Raw genomic sequence first — 25,196 nt, 5'->3', positions numbered from 1 at the left:
GGGAGCATGACGAACATGCTCCCTTTTTACCTGCCCGGGGTAAGCTGCCGTCTTAACTGACTGGCATTGCACCGAAGTGGCCTTTGCATGGGTTACCGCAGCAGCGGCGTACTCAGTTGCGGGTCTGGTCGACCAGCTTGTTCTTGGCGATCCAAGGCATCATGGCGCGCAGCTGGGCACCCACTACTTCGATGCTGTGGTCAGCCGTGTTACGGCGGCGGGCGGTCATGCTGGGGTAGTTCAGGCGGCCTTCCTGGATGAACATCTTGGCGTAGTCACCGTTCTGGATACGCTTCAAGGCATTGCGCATGGCCTTGCGCGACTCTTCGTTGATGACTTCAGGGCCGGTCACGTACTCGCCGAACTCGGCGTTGTTCGAGATCGAGTAGTTCATGTTGGCGATGCCGCCTTCGTAGATCAGGTCCACGATGAGCTTGAGCTCGTGCAGACATTCGAAGTAGGCCATCTCAGGGGCGTAGCCGGCTTCGACCAGGGTTTCGTAACCCATCTTGATCAGCTCGACGGCGCCGCCGCACAGCACGGCCTGTTCGCCGAACAGGTCGGTCTCGGTCTCTTCCTTGAAGTTGGTCTCGATGATGCCGGCCTTGCCGCCGCCATTGGCCATGGCGTAGCTCAGGGCCAGGTCACGGGCTTTGCCGGACTTGTCCTGGTGCACGGCCACCAGGTGGGGCACGCCGCCGCCCTGGGTGTAGGTGTTGCGCACGGTGTGGCCGGGGGCCTTGGGGGCGACCATCCACACGTCCAGATCGGCGCGGGGCACGACCTGGTTGTAGTGCACGTTGAAACCGTGGGCAAAAGCCAGCGACGCGCCCTTTTTCAGGTGCGGCTCGATTTCGCTGTAAACGCCTGCGATGTTTTCATCGGGCAGCAAAATCATCACAACATCGGCAGATGCGACGGCTTCGTTGACTTCAGCCACCTTCAGACCGGCCTTGCCGACCTTGTCCCACGATGCACCGCCCTTGCGCAGGCCGACCACGACCTTCACGCCGCTGTCGTTCAGGTTTTGTGCATGGGCGTGGCCTTGCGAGCCGTAGCCGATGATGGCCACGGTCTTGCCCTTGATCAGGCTCAGGTCACAGTCTTTATCGTAGAAAACTTTCATGGTCGCTCCGGTTGAAATTCGCAGGGGTTGAAACTGAAAAAAATGGGATTGTCTTACATCGGATGGGGACTCGGCCGGATGGCTAGGCGGGGGAGCCGCAGACAGTGCTGTTGCACGGCAAGGCTTCCCAACAACGTTTGCCCCGGTCGAACGCCAATCCGTTACACGCGCAGGATGCGCTCACCTCGGCCGATGCCACTGGCGCCCGTACGCACGGTCTCCAGGATGGCCGTGCGGTCAATGGCCTGCAGGAAGGCTTCATTCTTGACCTGGTCGCCCGTCAGCTCGATGGTGTAGCTTTTCTCTGTCACATCGATGATGCGGCCACGGAAGATGTCAGCCATGCGCTTCATCTCTTCGCGCTCCTTGCCCACAGCGCGCACCTTCACCATCATGAGCTCGCGTTCGGTGTAGGAGCCTTCGGTGAGGTCGACCACCTTGACGACCTCAATGAGGCGGTTGAGATGCTTGGTGATCTGCTCGATCACGTCGTCCGAGCCGGTCGTCTGGATGGTCATGCGCGAGAGCGATGCATCCTCGGTGGGCGCTACGGTCAGCGACTCGATGTTGTAGCCACGGGCCGAGAAAAGGCCCACCACGCGGGAAAGAGCGCCGGGCTCGTTCTCCAGCAATACGGCAATGATGTGTTTCATGGTGCAGATTCCTCTTTTTGCGACGGCAGCACGATCCAAAAATGGTCGCAGAAAACTGTCGTTTTTCGCTGCCCTCCCCTGGCGCCGGTAAGCGCCAGACTTGGCAGGCAATAGATTCGTCGAAAATTACAAAAATGATAGCTGCTAGCGCTTAATGGACGAGCGCTAGAGGCCAATTATGCTCAAAGGTCTTCCGATCCCAGAAGCATCTCGGTCAGGCCCTTGCCGGCCTGGATCATCGGGAATACGTTCTCGGTGGGGTCGGTGCGGAAGTCCATGAACACCGTGCGGTCCTTGAGCTTGCGCGCCTCACGCAGTGCGGGCTCCACATCCTTGGGATGCTCGATCAGCATGCCGACATGGCCATAGGCCTCGGCCAGCTTCACGAAGTTGGGCAACGCATCCATATAGCTGTGGCTGTAGCGGCCCGAATATTCGATCTCCTGCCACTGGCGCACCATGCCCAGGTAGCGGTTGTTCAACGCACAGATCTTGATCGGCGTGTTGTACTGCAGGCAGGTGGACAACTCCTGGATGTTCATCTGCACCGAGCCCTCGCCCGTAATGCAGAAAACCTCACTCTGGGGCTTGGCCAGCTTGATACCCATGGCGTAGGGAATGCCCACGCCCATGGTGCCCAAACCGCCCGAATTGATCCAGCGGCGCGGCTCGTCAAACCGGTAGTACTGGGCGGCCCACATCTGGTGCTGACCCACGTCGGATGTGACATAGGTGTCTGCATCCTTGGTCATGTTCCACAGCGTCTCCACAACGTACTGCGGTTTGATCACGTCAGTGCTACCCATGCTGTATTTCAGGCAATCGCGCTCGCGCCAGGCCTCGATGGTCTCCCACCATGCGGCCAGGGCACCAGCCTCCACCCGCGTGGGTGTCTCACGGATCATGGAAATCAGCTCGGTCAGCACATCCTTGACATCGCCGACGATCGGAATGTCCACCTTCACGCGCTTGGAGATGCTCGACGGATCGATGTCGATATGGATGATCTTGCGATCATTCTGGGCGAAGTGCTTGGGATTGCCAATCACGCGGTCGTCAAACCGCGCGCCCACGGCCAGCAGCACGTCGCAGTTCTGCATGGCATTGTTGGCTTCCACCGTGCCGTGCATGCCTGGCATGCCGAGGAACTTGCGGTCGCTGGCCGGATAGGCACCCAGGCCCATGAGGGTGTTGGTGATCGGGTAGCCCAGCATGTCCACCAGGGTGCGCAGTTCCTGCGTGGCATTGCCCAGCAGCACGCCGCCACCGGTATAGATGAAAGGACGTTTGGCCGTCAGCAGCAGTTGCAAGGCCTTGCGGATCTGACCGCCATGGCCTTTGCGCACCGGGTTGTAGGAGCGCATTTCCACACTCTGTGGGTAGCCCTCGTAGGCAATCTTCTTGAAAGACACATCCTTGGGGATGTCCACCACCACCGGGCCTGGGCGGCCGGTACGTGCGATGTGGAAGGCCTTCTTCATCGTCATGGCCAGGTCGCGTGCGTCCTTGACCAGAAAATTGTGCTTGACGATGGGCCGCGTGATACCCACGGTATCGCATTCCTGGAATGCATCCAGGCCAATGGCCGCCGTAGGCACCTGGCCTGTGACGATGACCATGGGAATACTGTCCATATAAGCCGTGGCAATGCCGGTAATGGCATTGGTGACGCCGGGACCGGACGTGACCAACGCCACGCCCACCTCGCCGGTGGCCCTGGCATAGCCGTCGGCCGCATGGACGGCAGCCTGCTCGTGGCGCACGAGTACATGCTGAATGGTGTCCTGCTTGTACAGGGCGTCGTAAATATAAAGAACTGCGCCGCCGGGATAGCCCCAGATGTATTGCACGCCCTCGGCCTGCAAGGCCTTGACGAGAATCTCGGAACCCATGAGTTCCAGCGAGGCGGGATTGTGTTGCGCAGCGGCTGCCGAAGCGATTTCGGCCTTGGTGATTTCCATGATGAACCTTTGTGATTTTCTCTAACGAAAAACCTTGGGTGCCCCTTGCGTGGACTCTTGTGAAGCCAGCTTGGAACTTGAGGCCAAGGACATGGGCGTGAAGATTGCCGCGCCGGACCGTGACCCGTTTGCCTTTATGTTTGCAGTCGGCCATTATCGCACTGCAACAAAGAAAAAGTGTGGGGAGCAGAAAAAAACCGCCCCAATGCGATAATCAAAGGCGTTTTGCGCACACCCCGCTGCAGCGCCCTCCGTACTGCACACACCCCTGCCCCAAACCCTTTGGCCACCGAAAAAGAACTCTCGGATTTCCTGCAAAGCGTAGAAAAGCGCGCCTTCAAGCGCTCCATGTACCACGTACGCAACGAGGAATCAGCCCTGGACATTGTGCAAGACAGCATGATGCGATTGGCTGAGCACTATGGGGACAAGCCAGCAAGCGAGCTGCCCATGCTTTTTCAGCGCATCCTGTCCAACTGCACGCTGGACTGGTTTCGCCGTCAAAAGACGCACAATGCGTTGTTCTCGCACATGAGCGATTTCGAGAGCGACGCCGATGGCGGTGGGGATTTCGACCTGCTGGAAGCCTGGAACGGCCCCGAAGGCGGCGAGCAAGCCCAGAGCGCCGAAGATCTGGCGCGCCGGGGACAAACGCTGCGGGATATCGAGCTTCAAATTCTGGAACTGCCGCCACGTCAACGGGAAGCATTCCTGATGCGTTATTGGGAAGAAATGGATGTAGCGGAAACAGCAGCCGCCATGGGTTGCTCTGAAGGCAGCGTCAAGACACACTGTTTCCGTGCCATTCAGGCCCTCAGCAAGGCGCTCAAGGCCAAAGGAATTCACCTATGAACACCGCACATACTCCTCCGTACGAACTGCCCGCTGATCGCTTTGCCCTGCGCATCACGGCTCGACTGACCGAAGGTGCCAGCGAGCTGCCTTACGATATTTCTGAGCGTTTGCGTGCCGGCCGCATGCAGGCGCTGGCGCGCCGCAAGAAAGCCGTTGCCGTGGTTCATACGGCGCCCGTGCTCGTGCATACGGGCCACAGCGCCACCTTGGGTGGCGGCGGCGGCATGAACTGGTGGCAGTCGCTCCTGTCGGCTGTTCCCATCATGGCGTTGCTGGCCGGCCTGGTGGTGATCAATCTGGATCTGGACGAAGTCGGAACCATGGAAGTGGCTGAGCTGGACGCAGCCCTGCTTGCCGACGATTTGCCTCCCACGGCATACTCTGACCCTGGTTTCGCCCAGTTTCTGAAATCGGGCGGCACGCAAAGCCACTGATTTTTATTTTAGCACTGCATGCACACACCCGTAAACACGCCACACCGTTCCCGCAGCCCAACGCCAGCCATCGTGCTGGCGTTGGCGTTGCTAGGAGGGCTGGCTGCGGGTGCATGGATGGTGGTGCAACAGGTGCGCATGGTTCCTGGAACAACGATCAGTGCCCCGACGACACCCGCCCAGCCACAGACCAACGCTCCCGAAATCCAGAAAGCGGGAGTAGCCCACTCCAAGGACGAAGGGCCCGGCTGGGAAACCCTCAATACCCCGCAGAAGCTCGCGCTCTACCCTTTGGCAGAGCGCTGGGCCTTCCTGGGCAGCCTGCAAAAGCGTCGCTGGCTGGCACTGGCACAAACCTTTCCATCCTTGCCCGAGGAAGAACAGGCGCGACTGCACGACCGCATGACGGCCTGGGCCAGCCTGAGTGCGCAGCAACGCAACCAAGCACGGCTCAACTTTGCAGTAACCAACCGTCTGTCAACCGAAGACAAACGCTCTCAATGGGACGCCTACCAGGCATTGAGCGAAGAAGAAAAACGCAAGCTGGCAGCCCGTGCCAACACAAAACCGCAGGGAGCAGCTCCCGCCCTACGCCCCAGTGCGTCAAAGAGACTGGCCAAGGTGCCTGCGGCCGTGAACCCTGCGGGCAACCCCGCAAACCCCCCCAAAATTCCCCCGTCTTCTTCAGCACAGGCCCGCATTGCAGCACCTGGTGTGGCCGCCGAAACGCGCTCACCCGAAGCACAAAGCGCCAACGCACCCGCCAGCACGGCCGTTCCAGCCCCGCCAGTCGCCCCCCCGCCGGCAGAGCCACCCGAACCACCGACGCCCGATACGCGGCCCTCCGACATCTACCTGAACTGAGCAGCACACTCCGCAATGCCAGAGCCTACCGCCACCGCCCATCCCACTGTCCAGCCAGCGCGCGTGACAACCGACGCCATTGCCCCCAGCCTGGGACGTCGCATGGCCTGCTGGCTCTATGAAGGCATGTTGATGTTTGGCGTGGTCTTCATTGCCGGGTACCTGTTTGGCACCCTGAGCCAGACGCGCAATGCGCTGGACAATCGCCACGCGCTGCAGGCTTTCTTGTTTGTCGTTTTCGGTATCTATTTCACCTGGTTCTGGGCCAAGGGCCAGACCCTGGCCATGAAAACCTGGCATATCCGGGTGGTGGACACAGCAGGCCACCCCGTATCGCAGGCACGCGCCTTGGCACGCTACGTGTTGAGCTGGCTTTGGTTTCTGCCTCCGCTGCTTGCAGTGTCCCCTTTTTCGCTGCCTGCGGGCGAAGTTACCGTGATCGTGCTGGGTTGGGTCGCAGTTTGGGCCCTCACGAGCCGATTGCACCCGCAACAGCAGTTCTGGCATGACGCATGGGCAGGTACCCGTCTGGTGAATTCACAACCCCCTGGCCTGTAGTCGGCCGTTGCAGCGCGTTCTGCTGGCGCTGGTATCCCATGCCCTCTTCTACTCCGTCAAGCACCGATCCCGTCAATCCCCAAAAGGCCCGTAGCGGTTTGAATCGCCTCTGGCACGCCACAGGCTATTCGCTGCAAGGCCTGCGCAGCGCCTGGGGCGAAACTGCGTTTCGGCAGGAAGCGCTTGCAGCCGTGGTGCTGCTGCCGCTATCGCTGTGGCTGGGTCGCACCTGGATTGAAACCGCCTTGCTGGCCGCCACCGTGGTACTGCTCTTGGTGGTCGAGTTACTCAATACAGGCATTGAAGCTGCCATTGACCGCATTGGCCCCGAATGGCATGACCTGTCCAAGCGCGCCAAAGACATGGGCAGCGCCGCCGTGCTGCTGAGCCTGCTGCTGTGCATCGGGGTCTGGGGCGCGGCTTTGTTTCAAAGGTATTTTCATGGTTGAACCCTCTTTTTCCCTGTGTGTTTACTGCGGCTCGCGCCCCGGTGAGAACCCGTTGTTTGCCAACGCGGCGCATGCTGTGGGCACATGGATCGGTGCCCACGGCGGGCAACTGGTGTATGGCGGCGGCAGTAGCGGCCTGATGGGTATGGTGGCGCAGGCCACGGCCCAGGCAGGCGGCCGGGTGGTGGGGGTGATCCCCCAGACGCTGGTCGACAAGGAATACGCCAACCATGCCTGCGATGAGCTGCACATTGTGCAAACCATGCACGAACGCAAGGCGCTCATGGCCGAGCGCAGCGGCGCCTTTCTGGCGCTGCCAGGGGGCATAGGCACGTTCGAGGAACTGTTTGAAGTCTGGACCTGGCGCCAGCTGGGATACCACGACAAGCCCATCGGGCTGCTGAACGTGGCGGGTTACTACGATGGCTTGCTGGCCTTTTTGCATACCAGCGTGGGCAGCGGCTTCATGGGGCCCTGGCAAATGGACCTGGTACACGCCAGCACTTCGGCAGACACCCTGCTCCCGCACCTGGTGCGGCCCATACCCGCCAGTCCGAACGGCTCAGAACTGCGCGCGGTGATCTGACCGCTGTTTTGCTGCGAGGCGCGCTGCCGTTCAGATGGCAGTGTCGTCCAAGTCACCCGTGCGGATGCGCACCACGCGCTCGACCGGGGTGACAAAAATCTTGCCGTCACCGATCTTGCCCGTGCGGGCCACGCCCACGATGGCATCAACGCAGCGATCGAGGTCTTCGGTCTTGACCACCACCTCGATCTTTACCTTGGGCAAGAAGTCCACCACGTATTCCGCTCCCCGATACAGCTCGGTGTGCCCCTTCTGGCGGCCAAAACCCTTCACTTCAGTCACGGTCAAGCCTGTGACACCGCACTCGGCCAGGGCTTCGCGGACTTCTTCGAGTTTGAAGGGTTTGATGATGGCGGTGATCATTTTCATGGGGTAACTCCTTGATGCGGCAAATAGGGGGCGTCGGTGGCGGCCGGGTTCAGGCCCTGAACTGGCTGGTGATGGGATAGCGCCAGTCCTTGCCAAAGCTGCGCCGCGTGACCCGGATACCTACCGGGGCCTGGCGGCGCTTGTATTCATTGATCTTGATGAGGCGCGTCACGCGCTCGACGTCGGCGCGAGCGAAGCCGGCAGCGACGATGCTCTCGATCGGTTCGTCCTTTTCCATGTAGCGCTCAATGATCGCGTCCAGCACCTCATAGGGCGGCAGGCTGTCCTGGTCCGTCTGGTCAGGGCGCAGCTCTGCGCTGGGGGGGCGGGTGATGATGCGCTCGGGAATCGGGTTGGCGCCCGTGCCATAGGGGTCGTTGGCATTGCGCCAGCGCGCCAGGTCAAAAACCACGGTCTTGGCGACGTCCTTGATGGGCGCAAACCCGCCCGCCATGTCGCCGTAGAGGGTGCAATAACCCGTGGCCAGCTCGCTCTTGTTGCCCGTGGTCAGCACCACGGCGCCAAACTTGTTGGACAGCGCCATCAGCAGTGTGCCGCGGATGCGTGCCTGCAGGTTTTCCTCGGTCGTGTCCTCGCTGCGCCCCACAAAATGCGGCGCCAGCGCGGCCCGCAAGGCGTCAAACGTCGGCGCAATGGAAATTTCGTCGTATTGCACACCCAACCTTTCGGCCATGTCGCGTGCATCAATCCAGCTGATGTCGGCGGTATACGGCGAGAGCATCATCACCGTGCGCACCTTGGCAGCGCCCAGCGCATCGACCGCAATCGCCAGCACCAGCGCTGAGTCCATGCCGCCCGACAAACCCAGCAGCACGCCCGGAAAACCATTCTTGCGCACGTAATCGCGCACACCCAGTACGAGCGCATCCCACAGGTCGGCTTCCATGCGAGGCTCAGGCTGCACATTTGCTATTATTTGTATAGCTGATTGCGCTTTAACCACCTGCGTAAACACCAGTTTTTCTACAAAACCTGGCGCACGCCCTGCTACGGCGCCTGCAGTATCCAGGGCAAACGAACGGCCCTCAAAAACCACCTCGTCCTGGCCTCCCACCAGATGGGCATAAACCAGCGGCAAGCCGGTCTCCAGCACGCGGTCCCGCATGGTCTGTTCGCGTTCAGTGCTTTTGCCGATGTGGAAGGGGGATGCATTGATCACCGCCAGAAGCTCCGCACCCGACTGGACGCAATCGCGCGCCGGCGCGGTATGCCAGGCGTCTTCGCAGATCAGCAAGCCCACGCGCAGCCCACCCACCTCGAACACGCAAGACTCCTGGCCCGGCACAAAGTAGCGGCGTTCGTCAAATACCTGGTAATTGGGCAGTTCGCGCTTGGCATAGGTCTGCTCCACCCGGCCATTGCGCACTACGCTGGCTGCGTTCAGACAGGGGCTGAATGCGGGGGCATCGGGGGCCGCGCGCTGGGGATGGCCCAGCACAATCGCCAGGTCTTTCAACCCCGCTGTCTCGCGGGCCACCGCTTTCACGGCATCATCGCAGGCAGACTGGAATGCGGGACGCAGGAACAGGTCTTCGGCGGCGTAGCCGCACAGGGCCAGTTCAGGCGTCAGCAGCAGGTGCGCTCCGGCGGCGTGGGCCTCGTGCGCCGCGGCAACAATCTTCTGCACGTTTCCGGGCAGATCGCCCACCACAAAATTAAGCTGAGCAGTGCAAATGGAAAGCGTCATGGAATGGAAACGAGCCGCCAGGGCCCCAGAGAGCATCGCCGAGCCAACACACACAAGCCCACCAGCGGGCAACGGTTGCAGGAATGGCCATGGCTGAAAATGCCATTATCACCCGCATGTCCACATCTCCGCTGGACATCGCCGCGGCCGACTGGAACGCCCTGCTGGCCCTGCAAGCCCAGCCCACCCCCTTCATGCGCCACGAATACCTGGCCGCCCTGCACGAGAGCGGCAGCGCTACGCCGCGCACTGGCTGGACGCCGCGCTTTCTCTCGCTCTGGCAGGGCGATGTCTTGTGGGCCGCCTGCCCGCTCTACGTCAAAAGCCATTCCTACGGCGAATATGTGTTCGACTGGACCTGGGCCAACGCTTATGCAGAGCATGGCCTGCCCTACTACCCCAAGGCGGTGGTGGCCGTTCCCTTCACGCCGGTTCCAGGCACGCGCCTGATGGCGCGGAACTGTGAGGCCCGTGCCGCGCTGGTGCAGGCGCTGCGCGACTGGTGCACGCAGGCCGGCGTCTCTTCGCTGCACCTGCTGTTTGCGGACGATACAGACATGGATGCCTGCAAGGCAGCAGGACTGATGCAACGCCAGACGGTGCAATTCCATTGGAAGAATGTGGCCCCCACGCTCGGCACTGGCGTGTCCTCGCTGCCCCCCGAGGGGGCTCTCGCCGCCTTGGGGCGGCCCGGCGGCGGCTCGATGGCCCCCACGCTCGGCACTGGCGTGTCCTCGCTGCCCCCCGAGGGGGCTCTCGCCGCCTTGGGGCGGCCCGGCGGCGGCTCGATGGCCCCCACGCTCGGCACTGCCGTGTCCTCGCTGCCCCCCGAGGGGGCTCTCGCCGCCTTGGGGCGGCCCGGCGGCGGCTCGGTGGCCCCCACGCTCGGCACTGGCGTGTCCTCGCTGCCCCCCGAGGGGGCTCTCGCCGCCTTGGGGCGGCCCGGCGGCGGCTCGATGGCCCCCACGCTCGGCACTGGCGTGTCCTCGCTGCCCCCCGAGGGGGCTCTCGCCGCCTTGGGGCGGCCCGGCGGCGGCTCGGTGGCTTACCGCGATTTTGACGATTTCCTGTCCTGCCTGAGCCAGGAAAAGCGCAAGAAAATCCGCCAGGAGCGCCGCCGGGTGGCCGACGCAGGCGTGCGTTTTGAGTGGCGCCAGGGCACGGACATTGCGTCCAGCGACTGGGATTTTTTCTACCGCTGCTACGAGCGCACCTACCTGGAGCATGGCAATCTGCCCTACCTCACACGGGATTTCTTCCGGCGCATGGCAGCCCACATGCCTGAGGCATGGTTGCTGTTCATCGCAGAACGCAATGGGCAGCCAATTGCTAGTAGTTTGATAGCTATTAGCGTTTATCCATCAAGCGTTACAGGCCAAAAATACTCTGAATTCGTAGCCTATGGCCGTTACTGGGGTGCCTTGGAGCGCGTGGACTGCCTGCACTTCGAAGCCTGCTACTACCAGCCGCTGCAGTGGTGCATAGCGCACGGTGTGCAGCGCTTTGAAGGGGGCGCTCAGGGCGAACACAAGATGGCCCGTGCCCTGCTACCCGTGCCCACCCACAGCGCCCACTGGCTCGCACATCCGGCTTTTGCCGATGCGGTGGGTCATTACCTGGAACGCGAAGGCGTCGGCATGGCGAACTACCTGGAGCAGTTGCAAGCGCGCAACCCCTTACGTACCCCGGATTAAAGACTCAGTAGTCGGTTTGCGCCTGCTCCAGCAGTTGCAGAAACTGCGCTGCGGGCACCGGGCGGCTGTACAAGTAGCCCTGCACCTCCTCACAGCCCTGGGCCTGCAGAAAAGCCAGCTGGCCAGTCGTCTCCACGCCTTCAGCGATGGTATGCATGCCCAGGCTGCCGGCCATGGAAATGATGGCGCTCACGATGGCCCGGTCATCAGGGTCGGTGGTGATGTCGCGCACGAAGGTCTGGTCGATCTTGACCTTGTAGACCTTGAACTTCTTCAGGTAGCTGAGCGACGAATAGCCCGTGCCGAAGTCGTCGATGGACAGCAAAATGCCACGCTGGTGCAGCTTGTCCATGATGGCAATAGCGCCGTCCGGATCAGTCATGGCCACACCCTCGGTCAGTTCCAGCTCCAGACAACGGCCGGGCAGGCCCGCCTCGTCCAGGATGGCGCCGATGCGCTGCACCAGATCGGCCTGGCGGAACTGCACCATCGACAGGTTGACCGCCATGGTCAACCCATGGCCCGCCTGCATCCATTCCTGAAGTTGGCGCGTCGCGGTGCGCAGCACCCATTCGCCAATGGGCAAAATCATGCCGCTGCTCTCGGCCACCGGAATGAATTCCGCTGGAGATACCTGTCCCAGTTCGGGGTGCTTCCAGCGCAGCAGGGCCTCGGCGCCGATGATGGCCCCCGTAGCGACCGAAATCTGAGGCTGATAGTGCAGCGTGAGCTGATCTCGCTCCAGAGCGCGCCGCAGGGCGTTTTCAAGCAACAGTGTGCGCTCGGAGCTGGCCTGCATCTCGGCCGTGAAAAACCGAAAATGGTTGCGCCCGTGTTGTTTGGCGTAGTACATGGCCGCATCAGCGCAGCGCGACAAACTATCAAAGTCCGTCCCGTCGCCCGGGAACATCGCAATACCGATGCTGGGCGTCACGGTCAGCTCATGCGACTCTATCTCGAAGGGTTCGGCGGCCGCGTGCAGCAGCTTCTCGGCCAGGTGGGCCGCGCCGAGCGCATCGGTGTCCGGCAGCACCACAATGAACTCATCCCCGCTGAGGCGCGAGACAGTGTCTTGTTCGCGCACCATGGCGATGAGGCGCCGCGCCATCGCCTGCAACAAGGCGTCTCCCACACGATGGCCGAGTGAATCGTTGATTTTCTTGAAATGGTCCAGATCCAGAAAAAGCAGCGCCAGCGACTGGGTGTGTCGTTGGGCCATGATGATCGCCGTATGGCAACGGTCTGCCAGCAAAACACGGTTGGGCAGGCCGGTCAGCGCATCGAAATGGGCCAGTTGGCGCACCTGCGCTTCGTCCAGCTTGTTCTGGGTAATGTCACGGGACAGCACCACGAAGCGCGGGCCTACCCCCGGTTGTGCAGCCTTGCGCGCCACGGAAAGTGCAAACCAGCGTTCTGCGCCCCCCTGCTGGAACAAGCGGATTTGCGCACCTGAAGCCCAGCTTTTTTGATTAGCTTCATGGATGGCGTCCAACACCGCCCGGGCGGCATCCTGCGGCATGATTTCAACCACCGATCGGCCCAGCAACTGGTCGGCTGCGGGGATCAACATATCCTTGCGAGGCACATGCGCGCTGTAATAGCGCCCCTCCAGGTCCATTTCAAACAACAGGTCGGGGATGGCATTGACCGTGGCTTCCAATTGCTGTTGCGTGGCCAGGATTTCGCTGGTGCGCTGCGCAACCAGCGCTTCGAGCTGGGTATCCCGAATACGCATGGCGTACAGCAGCCATGCGAGGTAAGCCATCAGCAGGCTGACAAAGACACCCACCAACGCCTCCAGCACCCGATCTGCCGTGTGGTACCAACCTGCAAGGGGCGCCACACTCAGTGTCCAGGCGCCATTGGGCAAAGCGAGTGTGCGCTCGACAGGGTCGATCAAGGCCTGCGCATTCCACGTCTCGATTTGCTGGCGTTCACCCGTTTCGGGCACCTTGCGCCACAACGCATAGGCATAACCGCGTTCGCTCAGCACGGGCAGACGGGCCGCATCCAGCGCCTGGGGGAACCGCAGGGTGGCATAAGAAAAACCCCAGAACCGGCGCTCGCCATCCGCTGCGGTGAGATAGATCGGCAAACGCCCCACCACCCCCAAGCCCCCTTGCGCCAATTGAAGTGGCCCTGCCAAAGTCAATTTACCTGTGTCACGCGCCAGGCGCGCCTCGCGGTTCTGCGCAATGTCCGTCAACTGGTTGAAGCCCAGGCTCTTTTCATTGCCCGCCAGCGGTGACACACAGCAAATGATGCCGTTGGGCGCCAGGCCCAGGGCGGCGATGCCCGGGTAGAAGGGCAGCATTTCAGTCGCCACCCCATCAAAGTCCAGCACTTCACCCCCCCCTTGCCGAACCAAGGCCGCCATCGCATAGGTGGCTGAAAGCGCCCGATCGATACCCCGCTGCAATGCCTGGGCATGGTCTGCTGCCAAGTCCGCTGCCAGCGCCTTGCTCTTGTCGACTTGTTGCTGCACCGAGTGACGATCCCACAACTGCACCATCAGCAGGCCAGACACCAGCACCAGCAGTGACACAAGCCACTGTCGTTGACGGGGGGTGATGTGGAGGATCAAAACGAGGGTTTGACAAGGATGAGGAGCGATTCTGCCCGATCACACACTCTTTCACGACTCCTTCGTTTTACGACCCCCATGGCAACCTTTGGGACGATGCTGAACAAGCCCCTCACGCGCTGCACATCCGTACCTCGGGCGGTCTGCGGCGTTGCAAATCCTCGCCATAGCCGCGGCCATGGCTGCGATTTGCGCCTTGCATCCCATCCCGGTGCACGGCGCGCACCATCGCGGTGACTTGTTCAGCATCGCCTTAGATCCTGGATGCCCTTGATGCAGGCGCGGTCACCGGATTGCACATTTGCATACGCGCTTAAAGATGCATACGCTATGCACATTAAATACTGTTTGGATTCTGCGATGAAACAACACTCCACAAACCCATCCCGGCACCGCCCTGGGCGCGCCACTGCCCCGGCGCAACCCTGAAAGGAAATGCACTATGTCCAGCAGCATTGAACAGGCCGCACCTTTGGTGCAAGCGCTTGAGCGCCCCTACCAACACGGGTTTGTGACAGACGTTGAATCCGACGCCCTGCCTCCGGGTCTGGATGAAGACACGATTCGCGCCATTTCACTGCGCAAACGTGAACCCGCGTTTTTGCTGCAGTGGCGACTGGCCGCATTCAAGCGCTGGCAGACCATGGAGCCCCCGGCCTGGGGACGCTTGCAGGTCGATGCCATCGACTTCCAGGCGCTTTGCTACTACTCAGCGCCCAAATCCCTCAAAGATGGCCCCAAGAGCCTGGCCGAGGTAGACCCCAAGCTGCTCGAAACCTACGAAAAACTCAATGTACCGCTGCACGAACGCGCCCGCCTGGCCGGGGTAGCGGTGGACGCTGTTTTTGATTCTGTCTCCGTAGGGACCACCTTCCGCGAGCAACTGGCCGAGGTGGGCGTGATCTTCTGCTCGTTCTCACACGCCGTGGAGCACCATCCAGAACTGATTGAACGCTACCTCGGCACCGTGGTGCCTGTGGCGGACAACTTTTATGCCGCACTCAATTCGGCGGTGTTTTCCGACGGCTCTTTCGTCTACATCCCTAAGGGGGTACGTTGTCCCATGGAGCTGTCATCGTACTTTCGTATCAACGCACGCAACACAGGCCAGTTCGAGCGCACCCTGATCATTGCCGAGGAAGGCAGCCATGTGAGCTACCTGGAGGGCTGCACGGCCCCCCAGCGCGACGAACACCAGTTGCACGCCGCTGTGGTGGAACTGGTCGCGCACGACGACGCTTACATCAAGTATTCCACCGTGCAGAACTGGTACCCCGGCGATGAACAAGGGCGCGGCGGCATTTACAACTTTGTGACCAAACGCGGGCTGTGCGCAGGGCAACGCTCGCACATTGCCTGGACGCAGATCGAAACCGGCTCGGCCATCACCTGGAAATACCCCAGCGTGGTGCTGCGCGGCGATGACTCGCGGGGCGAATTCCACTCCATCGCGGTATCCAACCACTACCAGCAGGCCGACACCGGCACCAAGATGATCCACCTGGGGCGCAATACCAAGAGCCGCATCGTCTCCAAGGGCATCAGCGCGGGCCATGCCCACAACAGCTACCGCGGGCTAGTGCGCATCGCGCCCACAGCCCAGGGCGCGCACAACCACACGCAGTGCGACTCGCTGCTCATCGGCCCGGACTGCGGGGCGCATACCTTTCCCTATATCGATACGGCGCGCAGCGATGCCCTGGTGGAGCACGAGGCCACCACCACCCGCATCTCCGAAGAACGGCTTTTTTACTGCCAGCAGCGCGGCATTGATCCGCAGGAAGCCACGGCGCTCATCGTGGGCGGTTTCTGCCAGGCCGTACTGGAAGAACTGCCGATGGAATTTGCCCTGGAAGCCAAGGCCCTGCTGGCGGTGTCTCTCGAAGGCGCTGTGGGTTGATGGGGAAAAATTCAATAAAAACAGCCTCTAGGCCATGTGCAATAAGCGCAAGAAGCTATCAAATTAATTAAAGGAAACCCCCATGACAACCCCTAGCCCCTTGCTACAAGTGCGTGACCTGCGCGTGCAAATCGGTGACCGCAACATCCTTAAATCGGTCTCTCTCGACGTGCCTGCGGGTTCCTTGGTGGTGCTGATGGGTGCCAACGGCAGCGGCAAAAGCACCTTGGGCTTGACGCTTGCGGGTCACCCGCAGTACTGCGTCACATCTGGCCAGGTGGCGCTGGACGGCCAGGATCTGCTGGCCCTGAACGCACACGAACGTGCCCGCGCCGGGCTGTTTGTGTCGTTCCAGTCGCCGCCTGACATCCCGGGTGTCAAGAACAACCTGTTTATCCGCAGCGCCCTCAACGCCGTGCGCGAAGCCCGGGGCCAGGAGCCGCTGGATGCGTTCGACTTCCTGGCCAGCGCCCGCACTGCAGCGCAGCAGCTCGGCCTGCCCGAGGCCATGCTGGCGCGTCCGGTCAATGAAGGCTTCTCGGGCGGCGAGCGCAAGCGCAACGAGCTGCTGCAACTGGCCCTGCTGCAGCCGCGCCTGGCCTTCCTGGACGAAATCGATTCGGGCATGGATGTCGATGGCGTGCGGGCCGTGGTACAGCTTGTGCACCAGCTGCGCGCCAAGGGAACGGCCTTGGTGGTGATCTCCCACTACCTGCACCTGATCGAATCGCTGGAACCCGATACCGTGCTGCGGCTGGACCAGGGCTGCATCGCAGAAACAGGAGGGCTGGAGCTGGCACGCAGCATCGCCCAGACCGGTTTTGCCCGCAGCCCCGAACTGGCGGAGGCCTGAGCCATGAACACTGCCAAAGCCGATGCGCTGACCGCCCGTGAACACCTGGCCGTGCGCGGCTGGATTGCCCCACGCAACGAATCCTTTCGCCATCTGCCACCCCCCCCAGTGCGCGCCTGGCTGGGAGACAGCGCACAGGCCAACCCGGCAAGTTGCGATGCCTCGCCCCTCGCTGGCGCAGGCTGGACGCTGCACCCCGTGGGCGACACGCTGCAATGCAGCGTTGCCGCCCGCTGGCTCGATGCCAGCGACCCGCAACAGCGGGCAGAGCTTTTTGGCGGCCTGGTTCAGCCCGGCGACAGCGACGCTGCCCCTTTTGCCTGGGCGCACCGTGCGCTGTGCCGCCAGGGCTTGCGCCTGCGTGTGGGCGCGATGCCCGAAGAAGGCTCCGGCAAAACTGTGTGGCTGCACCTGCACCACCAACCACGCAGCACCGTGGAGGCCCCTTTGCTGGTGGTGGACGTGCCCGATGGCGTGCGCTGCGTACTCATCGAAACCCACGACCGCGAACCCGCGCAATGCCAGCGCAGCGTGACGCAGAACCTGCATGTGCACCTGCATCTGGGCCAAGGCGCCATGCTGCAGCACCTGCGCATCACCGCACCCGCCGCGGGCGACCAGGTGGCCCACCTGGTGCATGCCCGGCTGGGCCAAGGAGCGCACTATGCGCAGGCCTTGGTGGCTTCTGGCAGCCAGTACCACCTCCAGCGCACGGTGCTGGACCTGCAGGGCACCCGCGCCAGCGCGCGCACGGGTGCTGTACTGTTCGCCCATGCGGCGGTGCTGGAACAGCAGGTGCACACTGCCCACAACGCCGCCCGCACCGAAAGTGCGGTGGAAACGCTGGTGTTGGCCAGCGGCCAGGCGCATGCCGTGGTCAACGCACACACCCGCATCGCCCCGGGGGCAGACGATGCCACCGTGCGCCAGCGCCTGAACGGCATTCCCCTGGCAGGCGAGCCCCGGTTGGTGCTGCGCCCGCACCTTGAAATACTGCACGACAAGGTGCAGGCTGCACACGGCGCCACCTGGGGCGCCTTGCCTGAAGATGCCTTGTTCTACGCCCGCCAGCGCGGCCTGGACGAAACCAGTGCGCGTGCACTCATCATTGAAGGCATGGCCACGGCCCTGCTGGAACGCTGCTTCGACGACCCGGACACGCTGGCCACCCTGATGGCCGATGGCTTGCTGGCGCGCACCATCGCGCAGCAGTTGGAGGCGCACCATGGGTGATCTGCAGTTTCCGCAAACACCGTCTCTGACAGCTGATTCCGTGGTGCATGGCCTGCGCGACCGGTTTCCGGTGCTGCAGCAGCGCATTCAGGGCGGCGCACTGGCCTACCTCGACAACGCTGCCACCACACAAATGCCGCTGCAGGTACTGTCGGCCATGCGCCATTTCGAGGAGAAAGACCGCGCCAATATCCATCGCGGCGTGCACACCTTGAGCCAACGCGCCACCGACGCCTTTGAACAGGCGCGCAGCGATCTGAAGCGTTTCGTCGGCGCGAGCGACGCCCATGAACTGGTCTTTACGTCGGGCACCACCGAATCGCTGAACCTGGTAGCCCAGGGGCTCTGGGCCGGTGGCACGGGCCCAGCATGGCTGCGCCCGGGGGACGAGATCATCGTCAGTGGCCTGGAACACCACGCCAATCTGGTGCCATGGCAGCAGGTTGCACGGCGCAGCGGCACCACCCTGCGCATCTTGCTGCCCGATGCGAAGGGCCGTCTGCACACAGACGACCTGGCCCGCCTGCTGACACCGCGCACGCGGGTTTTCGCGATCACTGCCTGCGCCAACGCGACCGGCGAGCGCCCCCCGTATGAGGACTTACTGGCCCTGGCAGCGCAGGCGGGCGCGCTCACCGTGCTGGATGCCGCGCAGGCCATGGCACACGCCGCGCCCAACTTGTCGCAGCTTGACTGCGATTTCATGGCCTTTTCAGGCCACAAAATGTATGGCCCCATGGGTATCGGCGCCCTGGTGGGAAAGCGCACCACGCTCGAGCGCCTGATGCCCCTGCGCCTGGGCGGCGACATGGTGGAATGGGTGACGTACGAAGATGCCGGTTTCGCCGTTCTGCCTGCCCGGCTGGAGGGCGGTACGCCCCATGTGGCCGGCGCCGTGGGCATGGCGGCGGCAGCGGCTTTCATCGACGAGGTTGGGCGCGACGTGATCGATGCCCATGTGCATGCACTGCGGGCGCATGCCGCCGCGGGCCTCGCCGCCATCGAGGGCATCACAGTGCTGGCGCCGCACGCTACACGCTCGGCCCTGGTGTCGTTCGTCGCCCGCAATGTGCACCCGCACGACATAGGCACGCTGCTCGATGGGCAAGGCATTGCAGTGCGCACCGGCCACCACTGCGCACAGCCGCTGCTGGAGCACCTGGGCGTTGGCCCGACCACACGCGCCTCGTTCGCCGTTTACAACACCCACGACGAAGTGGAACGCCTGCTGGCAGGCGTGGCCCGCGCACTGGAGATGCTGAAGTGAAACACCACCCTATGTCGCTTTGTTCCTGGGCCCTGCCAGCTTTCTGTGTCGTGGATGCCGCGCAACGCAATGGAGACCTGAAATGAACACCCCGGACAATGACCTGTACCAGGACGTGGTGGTGGAACACAAACGCGCACCGCGCAACTTTGGCCACCTTGCCCACCCCACCCACCAGGCACGCGGTACCAACCCGCAATGCGGCGACAACATTGCCGTGGAACTGGACATTCGCCAGGGCCATGTGCACGACATCCGCTTCCACGGACAGGGCTGCGCCATCTGCATGGCATCGGCTTCCATGATGAGCGAAGCCATCAAAGGCCAGGAAGTGGCAGTGGCGCGGCAGTTGCAGCAGCAGTTCCGCGCCGTACTGACCGGCGAGACCGATCCTGAAAACGCCCATCTGGGCAAACTCATCAGCCTGGCCGGGGTACGACGCTACCCCAGCCGCATCAAATGCGCCCTGCTCGGCTGGCACGCCCTCATGCATGCCCTGGCGCAGGAAGCAGACAACACAAGCGTGGCAACGCCCCACGCGGAGAAAACACCATGATGAAGCGCCAACGCGAAGATGTCCTGGTCCGCCGTTCGGTGTGCGTCGAGCGCATTCCCGATGGCTCACCCATTGATCTGGAAGCAGGCACCCTGGCGCAAATCACGCAAGCGTTGGGCTCTTCTTTTACCTTGGTGGTCGAAGGCCAACTGGTGCGCCTGCGCGGTACGGACGCCGATGCCATCGGAAAAAAAGAGCCTGCAGCGCTGGCACTGCCTGAGGTCGTCGAGGCGAAGGATGTCAGCGATCTCGTCTGGCAGACGCTGCGCACCTGCTACGACCCGGAGATTCCGGTCAACATCGTGGAACTGGGGCTGATCTACCGCTGCGTGCTGGAGCCGCTGGAAGATACCGAAAAAGTGCGCGTCGTGATCGATATGACGCTGACCGCCCCCGGCTGTGGCATGGGTGAAGCCATTGCCAACGAGGTGTGCGACAAGGTTTTGGCCCTGCCCCGGGTGGGCGAGATCACGGTCAACATGGTGTTCGATCCGCCATGGAATCGCTCCATGATGTCCGAGGCGGCCCTGCTATCCCTCGGACTATAAAAACGATCCCTGCCCACCACCAGAGTGGGCAGGATGACACACATCAACCGCCGCAGGCACCACCCGAGCAGCAAGAACCCGCTTCTTCGGCCACCTTGGCCTCGAGCTTGCTGATCAGCACCCGCCACTGTGCCGGGCCCGACTCCAGGTAGGCCCACTGGACCTGGCCTGGCGCACGGGATTCCAGCTGGTGACGCAGTGGCACGGGGTCGTGGTCGTTCACGATCTGCAGAGCCTCGCCCGCGCGCATCGCATCAAATTTCCCAAAAATCTGCACATGGCGCTCACGCGGCTCGAGGGTGCGTACATCGATCACAGGGGACTGGGTAGGAAGCATGGAGAAGCCTTTCTGGGAAAACGGAGGATAAAAATACGGGAACGCACTGCGCGTTCCCTGGGCACAAAACGAGACAGGCGGCTTTTCAGCCGTCCTTGCCATCCAGCCGGGTCTGGGCAAGCCAGGGGGTGTAAATCACAAGGTAGATCGCAAACGCCACGCACCATGCCGCAGCTGCAATGGCCAGGGCCATGCCATACCACTGCGGCACAGCGATCGGCAGCAAGACACGCAGCACAGCCGCCCCCATCACCAGGGCATAGGCCAGCACCTCGGCACGGCTGGCCTGCAGGGGCCGCCCGGTATGGCCGCGTGCAGTGCGGGTGATCATGCCGATGATCAACCCGCCCGTGGTTCCCACAGCAAAAGCGTGCACCGCCGCCGACGCTACCACCCAGCCTACCTGGGCCATGGCCAACAGTACAAAACCCACAGCAATCCAGGCATAGGAGGCATGCAGAATCCACAAAATGGGGCGCTTGCGCGTGACCAGCGGGTGCCACTTCCACAAACGCACAGCATGCGCCACAGCGGCCAATACGCAGGCGACCAGAGTCCACAGACCCGCCGGGGCAAACACCCACAGCGCCAAGGCCAGCGCGGTCACTGCCAGCGTGCCCAGTTCAAAACGGCGAGACACCGTAATCACCAGCCCCGGAGTTACGCTCTTGGTAAACATGGGCACGACCCGCCCTGCCATGACGCATTCGATCATCACGATCAACGCCAGGCCGGCATACAGCGGCGAGAGAGGCGACAAGTCGATCACACCCGTGGCGGCCAGGTGGAATGCGAGGTTGGCCAACGACATCAGCAAGAGAATGGAGATGAGCGGTATGTTGCGCTTGTTTCCCGATTTCAGCAGGACCCGCAAGAGGATGCCGGCCACGATCGGCAGCAACGCCACATCCAGCACCGCATACACCGCGTAGGGCGCAGTCACTGCAGCCACGCGCGCCGCCAGCCACAGCAAAGCCAGCGCCCCCAGAACCGCCCCGCGCGGCGTGGGCAGCCCGGTCCATGCCTTCACCGCCGTCAGCAAGAAGCCGACGATGACGCCTGCCGCAAAGCCGAACAGCATCTCGTGCGCATGCCAGAGCAAGGGGCTGATGGGCAGATCCAGGCGTGCATGCCCCAGAAACACGGCAATCCACAACGGCACCGACAGGCAGGCCAGGAGCGCTGCTCCCAGATAAAACGGACGAAATCCCAAGCGCAGCAAAGGCCAACCCTGAAGAACAGCGGGGGGTTGTGCCTGCGCGGCTGGGGTCAGTAAGGGCGAAATGGGTTGATTCATGGAGGCATGACCACAGCACCTGCCTTCAGGGACTCATGGTCTACAAAAGATTCATTTTGTCTGAATCTTAATACCTATCAGCCCGCAATGCAATCCCCACGCCCTCAAGAGACGGCTAGATTGATGACACGCCCTAGAAGCTCTCCCAGTCATCGCCGCCTTTGCCTTGGGCCGACGCCGGTGGCACTGCAGATGGGGGTATAGGCCGGGCCTTGGGCGGAGCCGACGGTTTGGGCGCGGGCGCCTTCAAACCCGGCGCCTTGCTCCGTGCAGGCGCCGCAAAAGGAGGTTGCTTTGCCAGCGCAGGGCGCGCGGGTGGTGTCGCTGCCCGGGCTGGCGTGGCAGGGCTGAGTGCCAGCTTGAAGACCGCTACAGACTGCACCAGCTCTCCAGCCTGGCTATTGAGGCTACTGGCCGCCGCTGCCATTTGCTCCACCAAAGCAGCATTTTGCTGTGTGGCCTGGTCCATCTGCGTGACCGCTTCGCCCACCTGCGCCACCCCTGAGCTTTGCTCGCTGCTCGCGGCACTGATCTCACCCATGATGTCGGTCACCCGCCGAATCGCCGCCACCACTTCGGTCATCGTCGCTCCCGCCTTGTCCACCTGGGCGTTGCCTTGCTCCACGCGCTCGACACTGGCAGAAATCAAGTTCTTGATCTCCTTGGCCGCCTCGGCGCTGCGCCCCGCCAGGCTGCGCACTTCGCTGGCCACGACGGCAAAGCCCCGTCCCTGCTCACCCGCGCGGGCGGCTTCCACCGCAGCGTTCAGGGCCAGGATGTTGGTCTGGAAGGCAATGCCGTCGATCACGCCAATGATGTCGGCGATCTTCTGGCTGCTGGTGTTGATGCCCTTCATGGTTTCCACCACCTGGGCCACCACTTCGCCGCCCTGCTGCGCCACGCTCGATGCATTCACTGCCAGCTGATTGGCCTCGCGGGCGTTGTCGGCGTTCTGGCGCACCGTGCTGCTCAGCTCTTCCATGGATGCCGCTGTCTCTTCCAGTGCACTGGCCTGCTGCTCTGTGCGCGCCGACAGGTCGTGGTTGCCCTGGGCAATCTCGGCGCTCGCCGTTGCTACGTTCTCGGAACCTTCACGCACCCGTGTCACGATGCTGGCCACGTTGTCGCGCATGGATTGAATGCCGTGCATCACACTGGTCTCATCCTTGCTCTGAGGCATATCCACCGCCAGATCGCCTTGCGCAATGCGGTGCGTGATGGCATTGAGCAAAGAGGGTTCTCCCCCCAACTGCCGCAGGATGCTGCGCGCAATCCAGAAACCAATCAAACCCAGACCCAGGGCCAAAAGCACTGCAACCCCACCCGCCTCGCCCAACCGCTGCAAGAAGGTCGCCTGTACCGTATCAACGTACACGCCGGAGCCCACAATCCAGCCCCAGGGTGCAAAACCTTTGACGTAGGCCGCTTTTTCCACCGGCACATCGCTGCCCGGCTTGGGCCACAGATAGTCCACAAAGCCAGCACCATCCTTTTGCACCACCTTGACAAACTCTACATAGAGGTATTTGCCCGTAGGATCCTTGCGCTGGCTTTGGTCCTTGCCCTCCATGTCTGGAACGATGGGATGCATAACCACCTTGGGCTGCATGTCATTGATCCAGAAATATTCGGTTTTGTTGTAGCGCAGTGCCCGTACCGTATCCATCGCGCGCTGCTTGGCTTCGTCGTCGGTGATGGTGCCCTTGGTCGCCTGCGCGTGGTAGTGGGCAATCACGCCATGGGCGGTTTCCACGGCCTGGCGTACGCTGGCCTGGCGCTCCTGCAGGATCAGACTGCGCTCAGACACCATGATGATGGCCACCAGGGCGAGCATGGCCAGCATGGCAGCCCCCACCAACCACCCGAGTCGCCGGGAAACACTGAGCTGGCTGAACGAAATCATAAAAATTTTCCTGGTTGGGGTCGCGTAGGTAGTTATCTTATGCCGCCGCCCACACAAGTCGCATGAGCGACAGAAAAAAGTCACGATACCGTTTTTTTCTCCGGTTTACGAGAGGTCATCTACCGTTGTGCAGCATGGGTAACGAATGTCCAACCCACCGCTACGGCCCCAGGCACATCCCCGTCTTCATTGGAAAGCTTTGCCCACTTGACAGCGTCATACCCCTGGAAAAATGCCAGTTCGCCTGCCTTTGATTGCCCTGGAGACCTGATGCCCTTGAACAGCACCCTCCCGGGAACACACCCACGCCATACCGCTGCCCGGCCTGCACTTGCTGTGCCATGGAATTTCGCACACCCTGGGAACTGGGAGCCGTACTCACGGCGTGGCCCTTGCTGCAGCGTGCACCACTGGGCGATGGCCATTCGGTCATCGTCTTTCCGGCCCTGACGGCCGGGGACCCCGGTGGGCTATGGCCAACCGTCTGAGCCAGCCCCATGGCCCGGGCACGGCTCGCGGCGCTGATCTCACCCATGATGTCCATGACACTGCGGATATCCGTCACAACTTCGGTCATGGTGGTCCCGGTTTTATCCACCAGGGCGCTGCCCTGCCCTACACCACCTGCGCTCGAGCAGCACAACGCCTGCCACGCAGCAAACGGCCAAAAAATAAATTTTTGATAGCTGCTAACGCTTACGGCATCAGCGCAAAAGGCTAAAAACACTGCACATCAAAATGACGGCTCACCCGTCGATAAGCAACCCATCATTGCTGGATGCCCCATGAAAAAAGCATGCAGAAGTCGCCCTCTGCATGCTTTTGGGTGGGGCAGCACAGTGTCACTGACACTGCGCCTGGCGTCAGGCCTTAGCCTTCTCGTAGTTGGCCAGGCCGTCCACGATTTCCTTGTGTGCGGCTTCGATGCCTTCCCAGCCCAGCACCTTGACCCACTTGCCTTCTTCCAGGTCCTTGTAGTGCTCGAAGAAGTGGCTCAAGGCCTTGAGGCGTGCGGGGTTCACGTCTTCAATGTTCTTCCAGGCGGAGTACATACCCAGCACCTTGTTCGTGGGTACAGCCAGCACCTTGCCGTCAATGCCGGCTTCGTCTTCCATCTTCAGGATGCCCAGCGCACGGCAAGGCACGACCACGCCGGGGTGCAGTGGGTAGGGGGTGATGACCAGCACGTCCACCGGGTCGCCGTCACCGCTGAGGGTGCGCGGCACATAGCCATAGTTGGAGGGGTAGTACATCGCCGTCGTCATGAAACGGTCGACGAAGATGGCGCCCGACTCCTTGTCCACTTCGTACTTGATCGGGTCGGAGTCCATGGGAATCTCGATGACCACGTTGAAGGATTCGGGAACATTCTTGCCAGGGGTGACGCTATTGAGGGACATGGTGGTCGTTCGCGTTGAAGTTTGATGAGGATTAAAGAATTCAGGTCGGGATTAACCCTCA

Annotated in this window: 26 protein-coding genes; 16 read left to right on the top strand and 10 right to left on the bottom strand. The window is 62.1% G+C overall.

Annotated features, from left to right (window positions below; translation table 11 throughout):
* Positions 1-112: 112 nt before the first annotated feature.
* The 3 genes from ilvC to ACYVOC_RS13495 form a co-directional block, all read right to left on the bottom strand.
* Positions 113-1,126 (bottom strand): ketol-acid reductoisomerase, encoded by a 1,014-nt coding sequence (gene ilvC / locus ACYVOC_RS13505; RefSeq protein ID WP_116004007.1) that lies wholly within the window; start codon positions 1,124-1,126, stop codon positions 113-115.
* A gap of 161 nt (positions 1,127-1,287) precedes the next feature.
* On the bottom strand, positions 1,288-1,779 hold the full coding sequence (gene ilvN, locus ACYVOC_RS13500; RefSeq protein WP_116004008.1) for an acetolactate synthase small subunit: 492 nt from the start codon (positions 1,777-1,779) through the stop codon (positions 1,288-1,290).
* Positions 1,780-1,961: 182 nt separating this feature from the next.
* The gene (locus ACYVOC_RS13495) at positions 1,962-3,740 is read right to left on the bottom strand and encodes an acetolactate synthase 3 catalytic subunit (protein WP_116004009.1); all 1,779 of its coding nucleotides are present in this window, start codon (positions 3,738-3,740) and stop codon (positions 1,962-1,964) included.
* Between the two features lie 70 nt (positions 3,741-3,810).
* On the opposite strand from ACYVOC_RS13495, the gene ACYVOC_RS13490 reads away from it, so the two are divergent.
* The 7 genes from ACYVOC_RS13490 (at position 3,811) to ACYVOC_RS13460 (ending at position 7,486) form a co-directional block, all read left to right on the top strand.
* Positions 3,811-3,954: a hypothetical protein gene (locus ACYVOC_RS13490; protein ID WP_461162155.1), complete on the top strand. Its 144-nt coding sequence runs from the start codon at positions 3,811-3,813 to the stop codon at positions 3,952-3,954.
* A gap of 68 nt (positions 3,955-4,022) precedes the next feature.
* The gene (locus ACYVOC_RS13485; protein WP_116004010.1) at positions 4,023-4,592 is read left to right on the top strand and encodes an RNA polymerase sigma factor; all 570 of its coding nucleotides are present in this window, start codon (positions 4,023-4,025) and stop codon (positions 4,590-4,592) included.
* A complete protein-coding gene (locus tag ACYVOC_RS13480) occupies positions 4,589-5,029 on the top strand; it encodes a DUF3619 family protein (protein ID WP_461162154.1) in 441 nt (146 codons plus the stop codon). Before ACYVOC_RS13485 ends, ACYVOC_RS13480 begins: the two co-directional genes overlap by 4 nt.
* A gap of 18 nt (positions 5,030-5,047) precedes the next feature.
* Positions 5,048-5,893, top strand: coding sequence for a DUF3106 domain-containing protein (locus tag ACYVOC_RS13475; RefSeq protein ID WP_461162153.1), 846 nt, complete (start codon positions 5,048-5,050; stop codon positions 5,891-5,893).
* Between the two features lie 15 nt (positions 5,894-5,908).
* Positions 5,909-6,451 (top strand): RDD family protein, encoded by a 543-nt coding sequence (locus tag ACYVOC_RS13470; protein WP_461162152.1) that lies wholly within the window; start codon positions 5,909-5,911, stop codon positions 6,449-6,451.
* 38 nt (positions 6,452-6,489) lie between these two features.
* On the top strand, positions 6,490-6,900 hold the full coding sequence (locus ACYVOC_RS13465; RefSeq protein WP_116004014.1) for a diacylglycerol kinase: 411 nt from the start codon (positions 6,490-6,492) through the stop codon (positions 6,898-6,900).
* Positions 6,893-7,486 carry an LOG family protein gene (locus ACYVOC_RS13460; protein ID WP_116004015.1) on the top strand — a complete coding sequence of 198 codons (594 nt, stop codon included), beginning with the start codon at positions 6,893-6,895 and terminating at the stop codon, positions 7,484-7,486. Before ACYVOC_RS13465 ends, ACYVOC_RS13460 begins: the two co-directional genes overlap by 8 nt.
* Before the next feature lie 30 nt (positions 7,487-7,516).
* Here ACYVOC_RS13460 and ACYVOC_RS13455 read toward each other — a convergent pair whose 3' ends face one another.
* Together ACYVOC_RS13455 and ACYVOC_RS13450 are read right to left on the bottom strand one after the other, a co-directional pair.
* The gene (locus ACYVOC_RS13455; RefSeq protein ID WP_116004016.1) at positions 7,517-7,855 is read right to left on the bottom strand and encodes a P-II family nitrogen regulator; all 339 of its coding nucleotides are present in this window, start codon (positions 7,853-7,855) and stop codon (positions 7,517-7,519) included.
* Positions 7,856-7,904: 49 nt separating this feature from the next.
* Positions 7,905-9,563, bottom strand: a complete 1,659-nt coding sequence (locus ACYVOC_RS13450; protein ID WP_461162151.1) for an NAD+ synthase — start codon at positions 9,561-9,563, stop codon at positions 7,905-7,907.
* 89 nt (positions 9,564-9,652) lie between these two features.
* On the opposite strand from ACYVOC_RS13450, the gene ACYVOC_RS13445 reads away from it, so the two are divergent.
* On the top strand, positions 9,653-11,257 hold the full coding sequence (locus ACYVOC_RS13445; RefSeq protein WP_461162150.1) for a GNAT family N-acetyltransferase: 1,605 nt from the start codon (positions 9,653-9,655) through the stop codon (positions 11,255-11,257).
* 4 nt (positions 11,258-11,261) lie between these two features.
* Here the strand turns inward: ACYVOC_RS13445 and ACYVOC_RS13440 are convergent, their stop codons facing one another.
* Positions 11,262-13,769 (bottom strand): bifunctional diguanylate cyclase/phosphodiesterase, encoded by a 2,508-nt coding sequence (locus ACYVOC_RS13440; protein ID WP_461162160.1) that lies wholly within the window; start codon positions 13,767-13,769, stop codon positions 11,262-11,264.
* Between the two features lie 514 nt (positions 13,770-14,283).
* Between ACYVOC_RS13440 and sufB the strand changes: the two genes are divergently transcribed.
* From sufB to sufT, 6 genes are all read left to right on the top strand, one after another.
* Complete coding sequence (gene sufB, locus ACYVOC_RS13435; protein WP_461162149.1) at positions 14,284-15,741, top strand: Fe-S cluster assembly protein SufB; 1,458 nt, start codon at positions 14,284-14,286, stop codon at positions 15,739-15,741.
* Between the two features lie 82 nt (positions 15,742-15,823).
* The gene (gene sufC / locus ACYVOC_RS13430) at positions 15,824-16,594 is read left to right on the top strand and encodes a Fe-S cluster assembly ATPase SufC (RefSeq protein ID WP_461162148.1); all 771 of its coding nucleotides are present in this window, start codon (positions 15,824-15,826) and stop codon (positions 16,592-16,594) included.
* Between the two features lie 3 nt (positions 16,595-16,597).
* The gene (locus tag ACYVOC_RS13425) at positions 16,598-17,827 is read left to right on the top strand and encodes a SufD family Fe-S cluster assembly protein (protein ID WP_461162147.1); all 1,230 of its coding nucleotides are present in this window, start codon (positions 16,598-16,600) and stop codon (positions 17,825-17,827) included.
* Complete coding sequence (locus tag ACYVOC_RS13420; RefSeq protein WP_461162146.1) at positions 17,820-19,094, top strand: SufS family cysteine desulfurase; 1,275 nt, start codon at positions 17,820-17,822, stop codon at positions 19,092-19,094. Before ACYVOC_RS13425 ends, ACYVOC_RS13420 begins: the two co-directional genes overlap by 8 nt.
* Before the next feature lie 82 nt (positions 19,095-19,176).
* Positions 19,177-19,650, top strand: coding sequence for a Fe-S cluster assembly sulfur transfer protein SufU (gene sufU / locus ACYVOC_RS13415; protein WP_116004023.1), 474 nt, complete (start codon positions 19,177-19,179; stop codon positions 19,648-19,650).
* Positions 19,650-20,198, top strand: coding sequence for a putative Fe-S cluster assembly protein SufT (sufT, locus tag ACYVOC_RS13410; protein ID WP_116004024.1), 549 nt, complete (start codon positions 19,650-19,652; stop codon positions 20,196-20,198). Before sufU ends, sufT begins: the two co-directional genes overlap by 1 nt.
* A gap of 43 nt (positions 20,199-20,241) precedes the next feature.
* On the opposite strand, the gene ACYVOC_RS13405 is transcribed toward sufT, so the two are convergent.
* The 3 genes from ACYVOC_RS13405 to ACYVOC_RS13395 form a co-directional block, all read right to left on the bottom strand.
* The gene (locus ACYVOC_RS13405) at positions 20,242-20,535 is read right to left on the bottom strand and encodes a DUF2249 domain-containing protein (RefSeq protein WP_461162145.1); all 294 of its coding nucleotides are present in this window, start codon (positions 20,533-20,535) and stop codon (positions 20,242-20,244) included.
* An 85-nt stretch (positions 20,536-20,620) separates the two neighbouring features.
* Complete coding sequence (locus ACYVOC_RS13400; RefSeq protein ID WP_461162144.1) at positions 20,621-21,832, bottom strand: NnrS family protein; 1,212 nt, start codon at positions 21,830-21,832, stop codon at positions 20,621-20,623.
* 133 nt (positions 21,833-21,965) lie between these two features.
* On the bottom strand, positions 21,966-23,735 hold the full coding sequence (locus ACYVOC_RS13395; RefSeq protein WP_461162143.1) for a methyl-accepting chemotaxis protein: 1,770 nt from the start codon (positions 23,733-23,735) through the stop codon (positions 21,966-21,968).
* Positions 23,736-24,076: 341 nt separating this feature from the next.
* On the opposite strand from ACYVOC_RS13395, the gene ACYVOC_RS13390 reads away from it, so the two are divergent.
* Together ACYVOC_RS13390 and ACYVOC_RS13385 are read left to right on the top strand one after the other, a co-directional pair.
* Positions 24,077-24,223, top strand: a complete 147-nt coding sequence (locus ACYVOC_RS13390; protein ID WP_461162142.1) for a hypothetical protein — start codon at positions 24,077-24,079, stop codon at positions 24,221-24,223.
* Positions 24,208-24,456: a hypothetical protein gene (locus ACYVOC_RS13385; RefSeq protein ID WP_461162141.1), complete on the top strand. Its 249-nt coding sequence runs from the start codon at positions 24,208-24,210 to the stop codon at positions 24,454-24,456. The genes ACYVOC_RS13390 and ACYVOC_RS13385 overlap by 16 nt, the downstream gene beginning before the upstream one ends.
* Before the next feature lie 142 nt (positions 24,457-24,598).
* On the opposite strand, the gene ppa is transcribed toward ACYVOC_RS13385, so the two are convergent.
* Positions 24,599-25,135: an inorganic diphosphatase gene (gene ppa / locus ACYVOC_RS13380; protein WP_116004028.1), complete on the bottom strand. Its 537-nt coding sequence runs from the start codon at positions 25,133-25,135 to the stop codon at positions 24,599-24,601.
* Positions 25,136-25,196 lie beyond the last annotated feature (61 nt).

It is taken from the genome of Simplicispira piscis, assembly GCF_054783455.1.
The sequence above is the reverse complement of the archived record's forward strand: the minus strand, read 5'-3'. Positions and strand labels throughout refer to the sequence as shown.

What these genes read in the sequence shown, in the direction of transcription:
- ilvC (WP_116004007.1), bottom strand. Translation starts at nt 1,126, where the DNA reads ATGAAAGTTTTCTACGATAAAGACTGTGACCTGAGCCTGATCAAGGGC.
- ilvN (WP_116004008.1), bottom strand. Translation starts at nt 1,779, where the DNA reads ATGAAACACATCATTGCCGTATTGCTGGAGAACGAGCCCGGCGCTCTT.
- ACYVOC_RS13495 (WP_116004009.1), bottom strand. Translation starts at nt 3,740, where the DNA reads ATGGAAATCACCAAGGCCGAAATCGCTTCGGCAGCCGCTGCGCAACAC.
- ACYVOC_RS13480 (WP_461162154.1), top strand. Translation starts at nt 4,589, where the DNA reads ATGAACACCGCACATACTCCTCCGTACGAACTGCCCGCTGATCGCTTT.
- ACYVOC_RS13475 (WP_461162153.1), top strand. Translation starts at nt 5,048, where the DNA reads ATGCACACACCCGTAAACACGCCACACCGTTCCCGCAGCCCAACGCCA.
- ACYVOC_RS13470 (WP_461162152.1), top strand. Translation starts at nt 5,909, where the DNA reads ATGCCAGAGCCTACCGCCACCGCCCATCCCACTGTCCAGCCAGCGCGC.
- ACYVOC_RS13465 (WP_116004014.1), top strand. Translation starts at nt 6,490, where the DNA reads ATGCCCTCTTCTACTCCGTCAAGCACCGATCCCGTCAATCCCCAAAAG.
- ACYVOC_RS13460 (WP_116004015.1), top strand. Translation starts at nt 6,893, where the DNA reads ATGGTTGAACCCTCTTTTTCCCTGTGTGTTTACTGCGGCTCGCGCCCC.
- ACYVOC_RS13455 (WP_116004016.1), bottom strand. Translation starts at nt 7,855, where the DNA reads ATGAAAATGATCACCGCCATCATCAAACCCTTCAAACTCGAAGAAGTC.
- ACYVOC_RS13450 (WP_461162151.1), bottom strand. Translation starts at nt 9,563, where the DNA reads ATGACGCTTTCCATTTGCACTGCTCAGCTTAATTTTGTGGTGGGCGAT.
- ACYVOC_RS13445 (WP_461162150.1), top strand. Translation starts at nt 9,653, where the DNA reads ATGGCTGAAAATGCCATTATCACCCGCATGTCCACATCTCCGCTGGAC.
- ACYVOC_RS13440 (WP_461162160.1), bottom strand. Translation starts at nt 13,769, where the DNA reads ATGGTGCAGTTGTGGGATCGTCACTCGGTGCAGCAACAAGTCGACAAG.
- sufB (WP_461162149.1), top strand. Translation starts at nt 14,284, where the DNA reads ATGTCCAGCAGCATTGAACAGGCCGCACCTTTGGTGCAAGCGCTTGAG.
- sufC (WP_461162148.1), top strand. Translation starts at nt 15,824, where the DNA reads ATGACAACCCCTAGCCCCTTGCTACAAGTGCGTGACCTGCGCGTGCAA.
- ACYVOC_RS13425 (WP_461162147.1), top strand. Translation starts at nt 16,598, where the DNA reads ATGAACACTGCCAAAGCCGATGCGCTGACCGCCCGTGAACACCTGGCC.
- ACYVOC_RS13420 (WP_461162146.1), top strand. Translation starts at nt 17,820, where the DNA reads ATGGGTGATCTGCAGTTTCCGCAAACACCGTCTCTGACAGCTGATTCC.
- sufU (WP_116004023.1), top strand. Translation starts at nt 19,177, where the DNA reads ATGAACACCCCGGACAATGACCTGTACCAGGACGTGGTGGTGGAACAC.
- sufT (WP_116004024.1), top strand. Translation starts at nt 19,650, where the DNA reads ATGAAGCGCCAACGCGAAGATGTCCTGGTCCGCCGTTCGGTGTGCGTC.
- ACYVOC_RS13405 (WP_461162145.1), bottom strand. Translation starts at nt 20,535, where the DNA reads ATGCTTCCTACCCAGTCCCCTGTGATCGATGTACGCACCCTCGAGCCG.
- ACYVOC_RS13400 (WP_461162144.1), bottom strand. Translation starts at nt 21,832, where the DNA reads ATGAATCAACCCATTTCGCCCTTACTGACCCCAGCCGCGCAGGCACAA.
- ACYVOC_RS13395 (WP_461162143.1), bottom strand. Translation starts at nt 23,735, where the DNA reads ATGATTTCGTTCAGCCAGCTCAGTGTTTCCCGGCGACTCGGGTGGTTG.
- ACYVOC_RS13390 (WP_461162142.1), top strand. Translation starts at nt 24,077, where the DNA reads ATGGAATTTCGCACACCCTGGGAACTGGGAGCCGTACTCACGGCGTGG.
- ACYVOC_RS13385 (WP_461162141.1), top strand. Translation starts at nt 24,208, where the DNA reads ATGGCCAACCGTCTGAGCCAGCCCCATGGCCCGGGCACGGCTCGCGGC.
- ppa (WP_116004028.1), bottom strand. Translation starts at nt 25,135, where the DNA reads ATGTCCCTCAATAGCGTCACCCCTGGCAAGAATGTTCCCGAATCCTTC.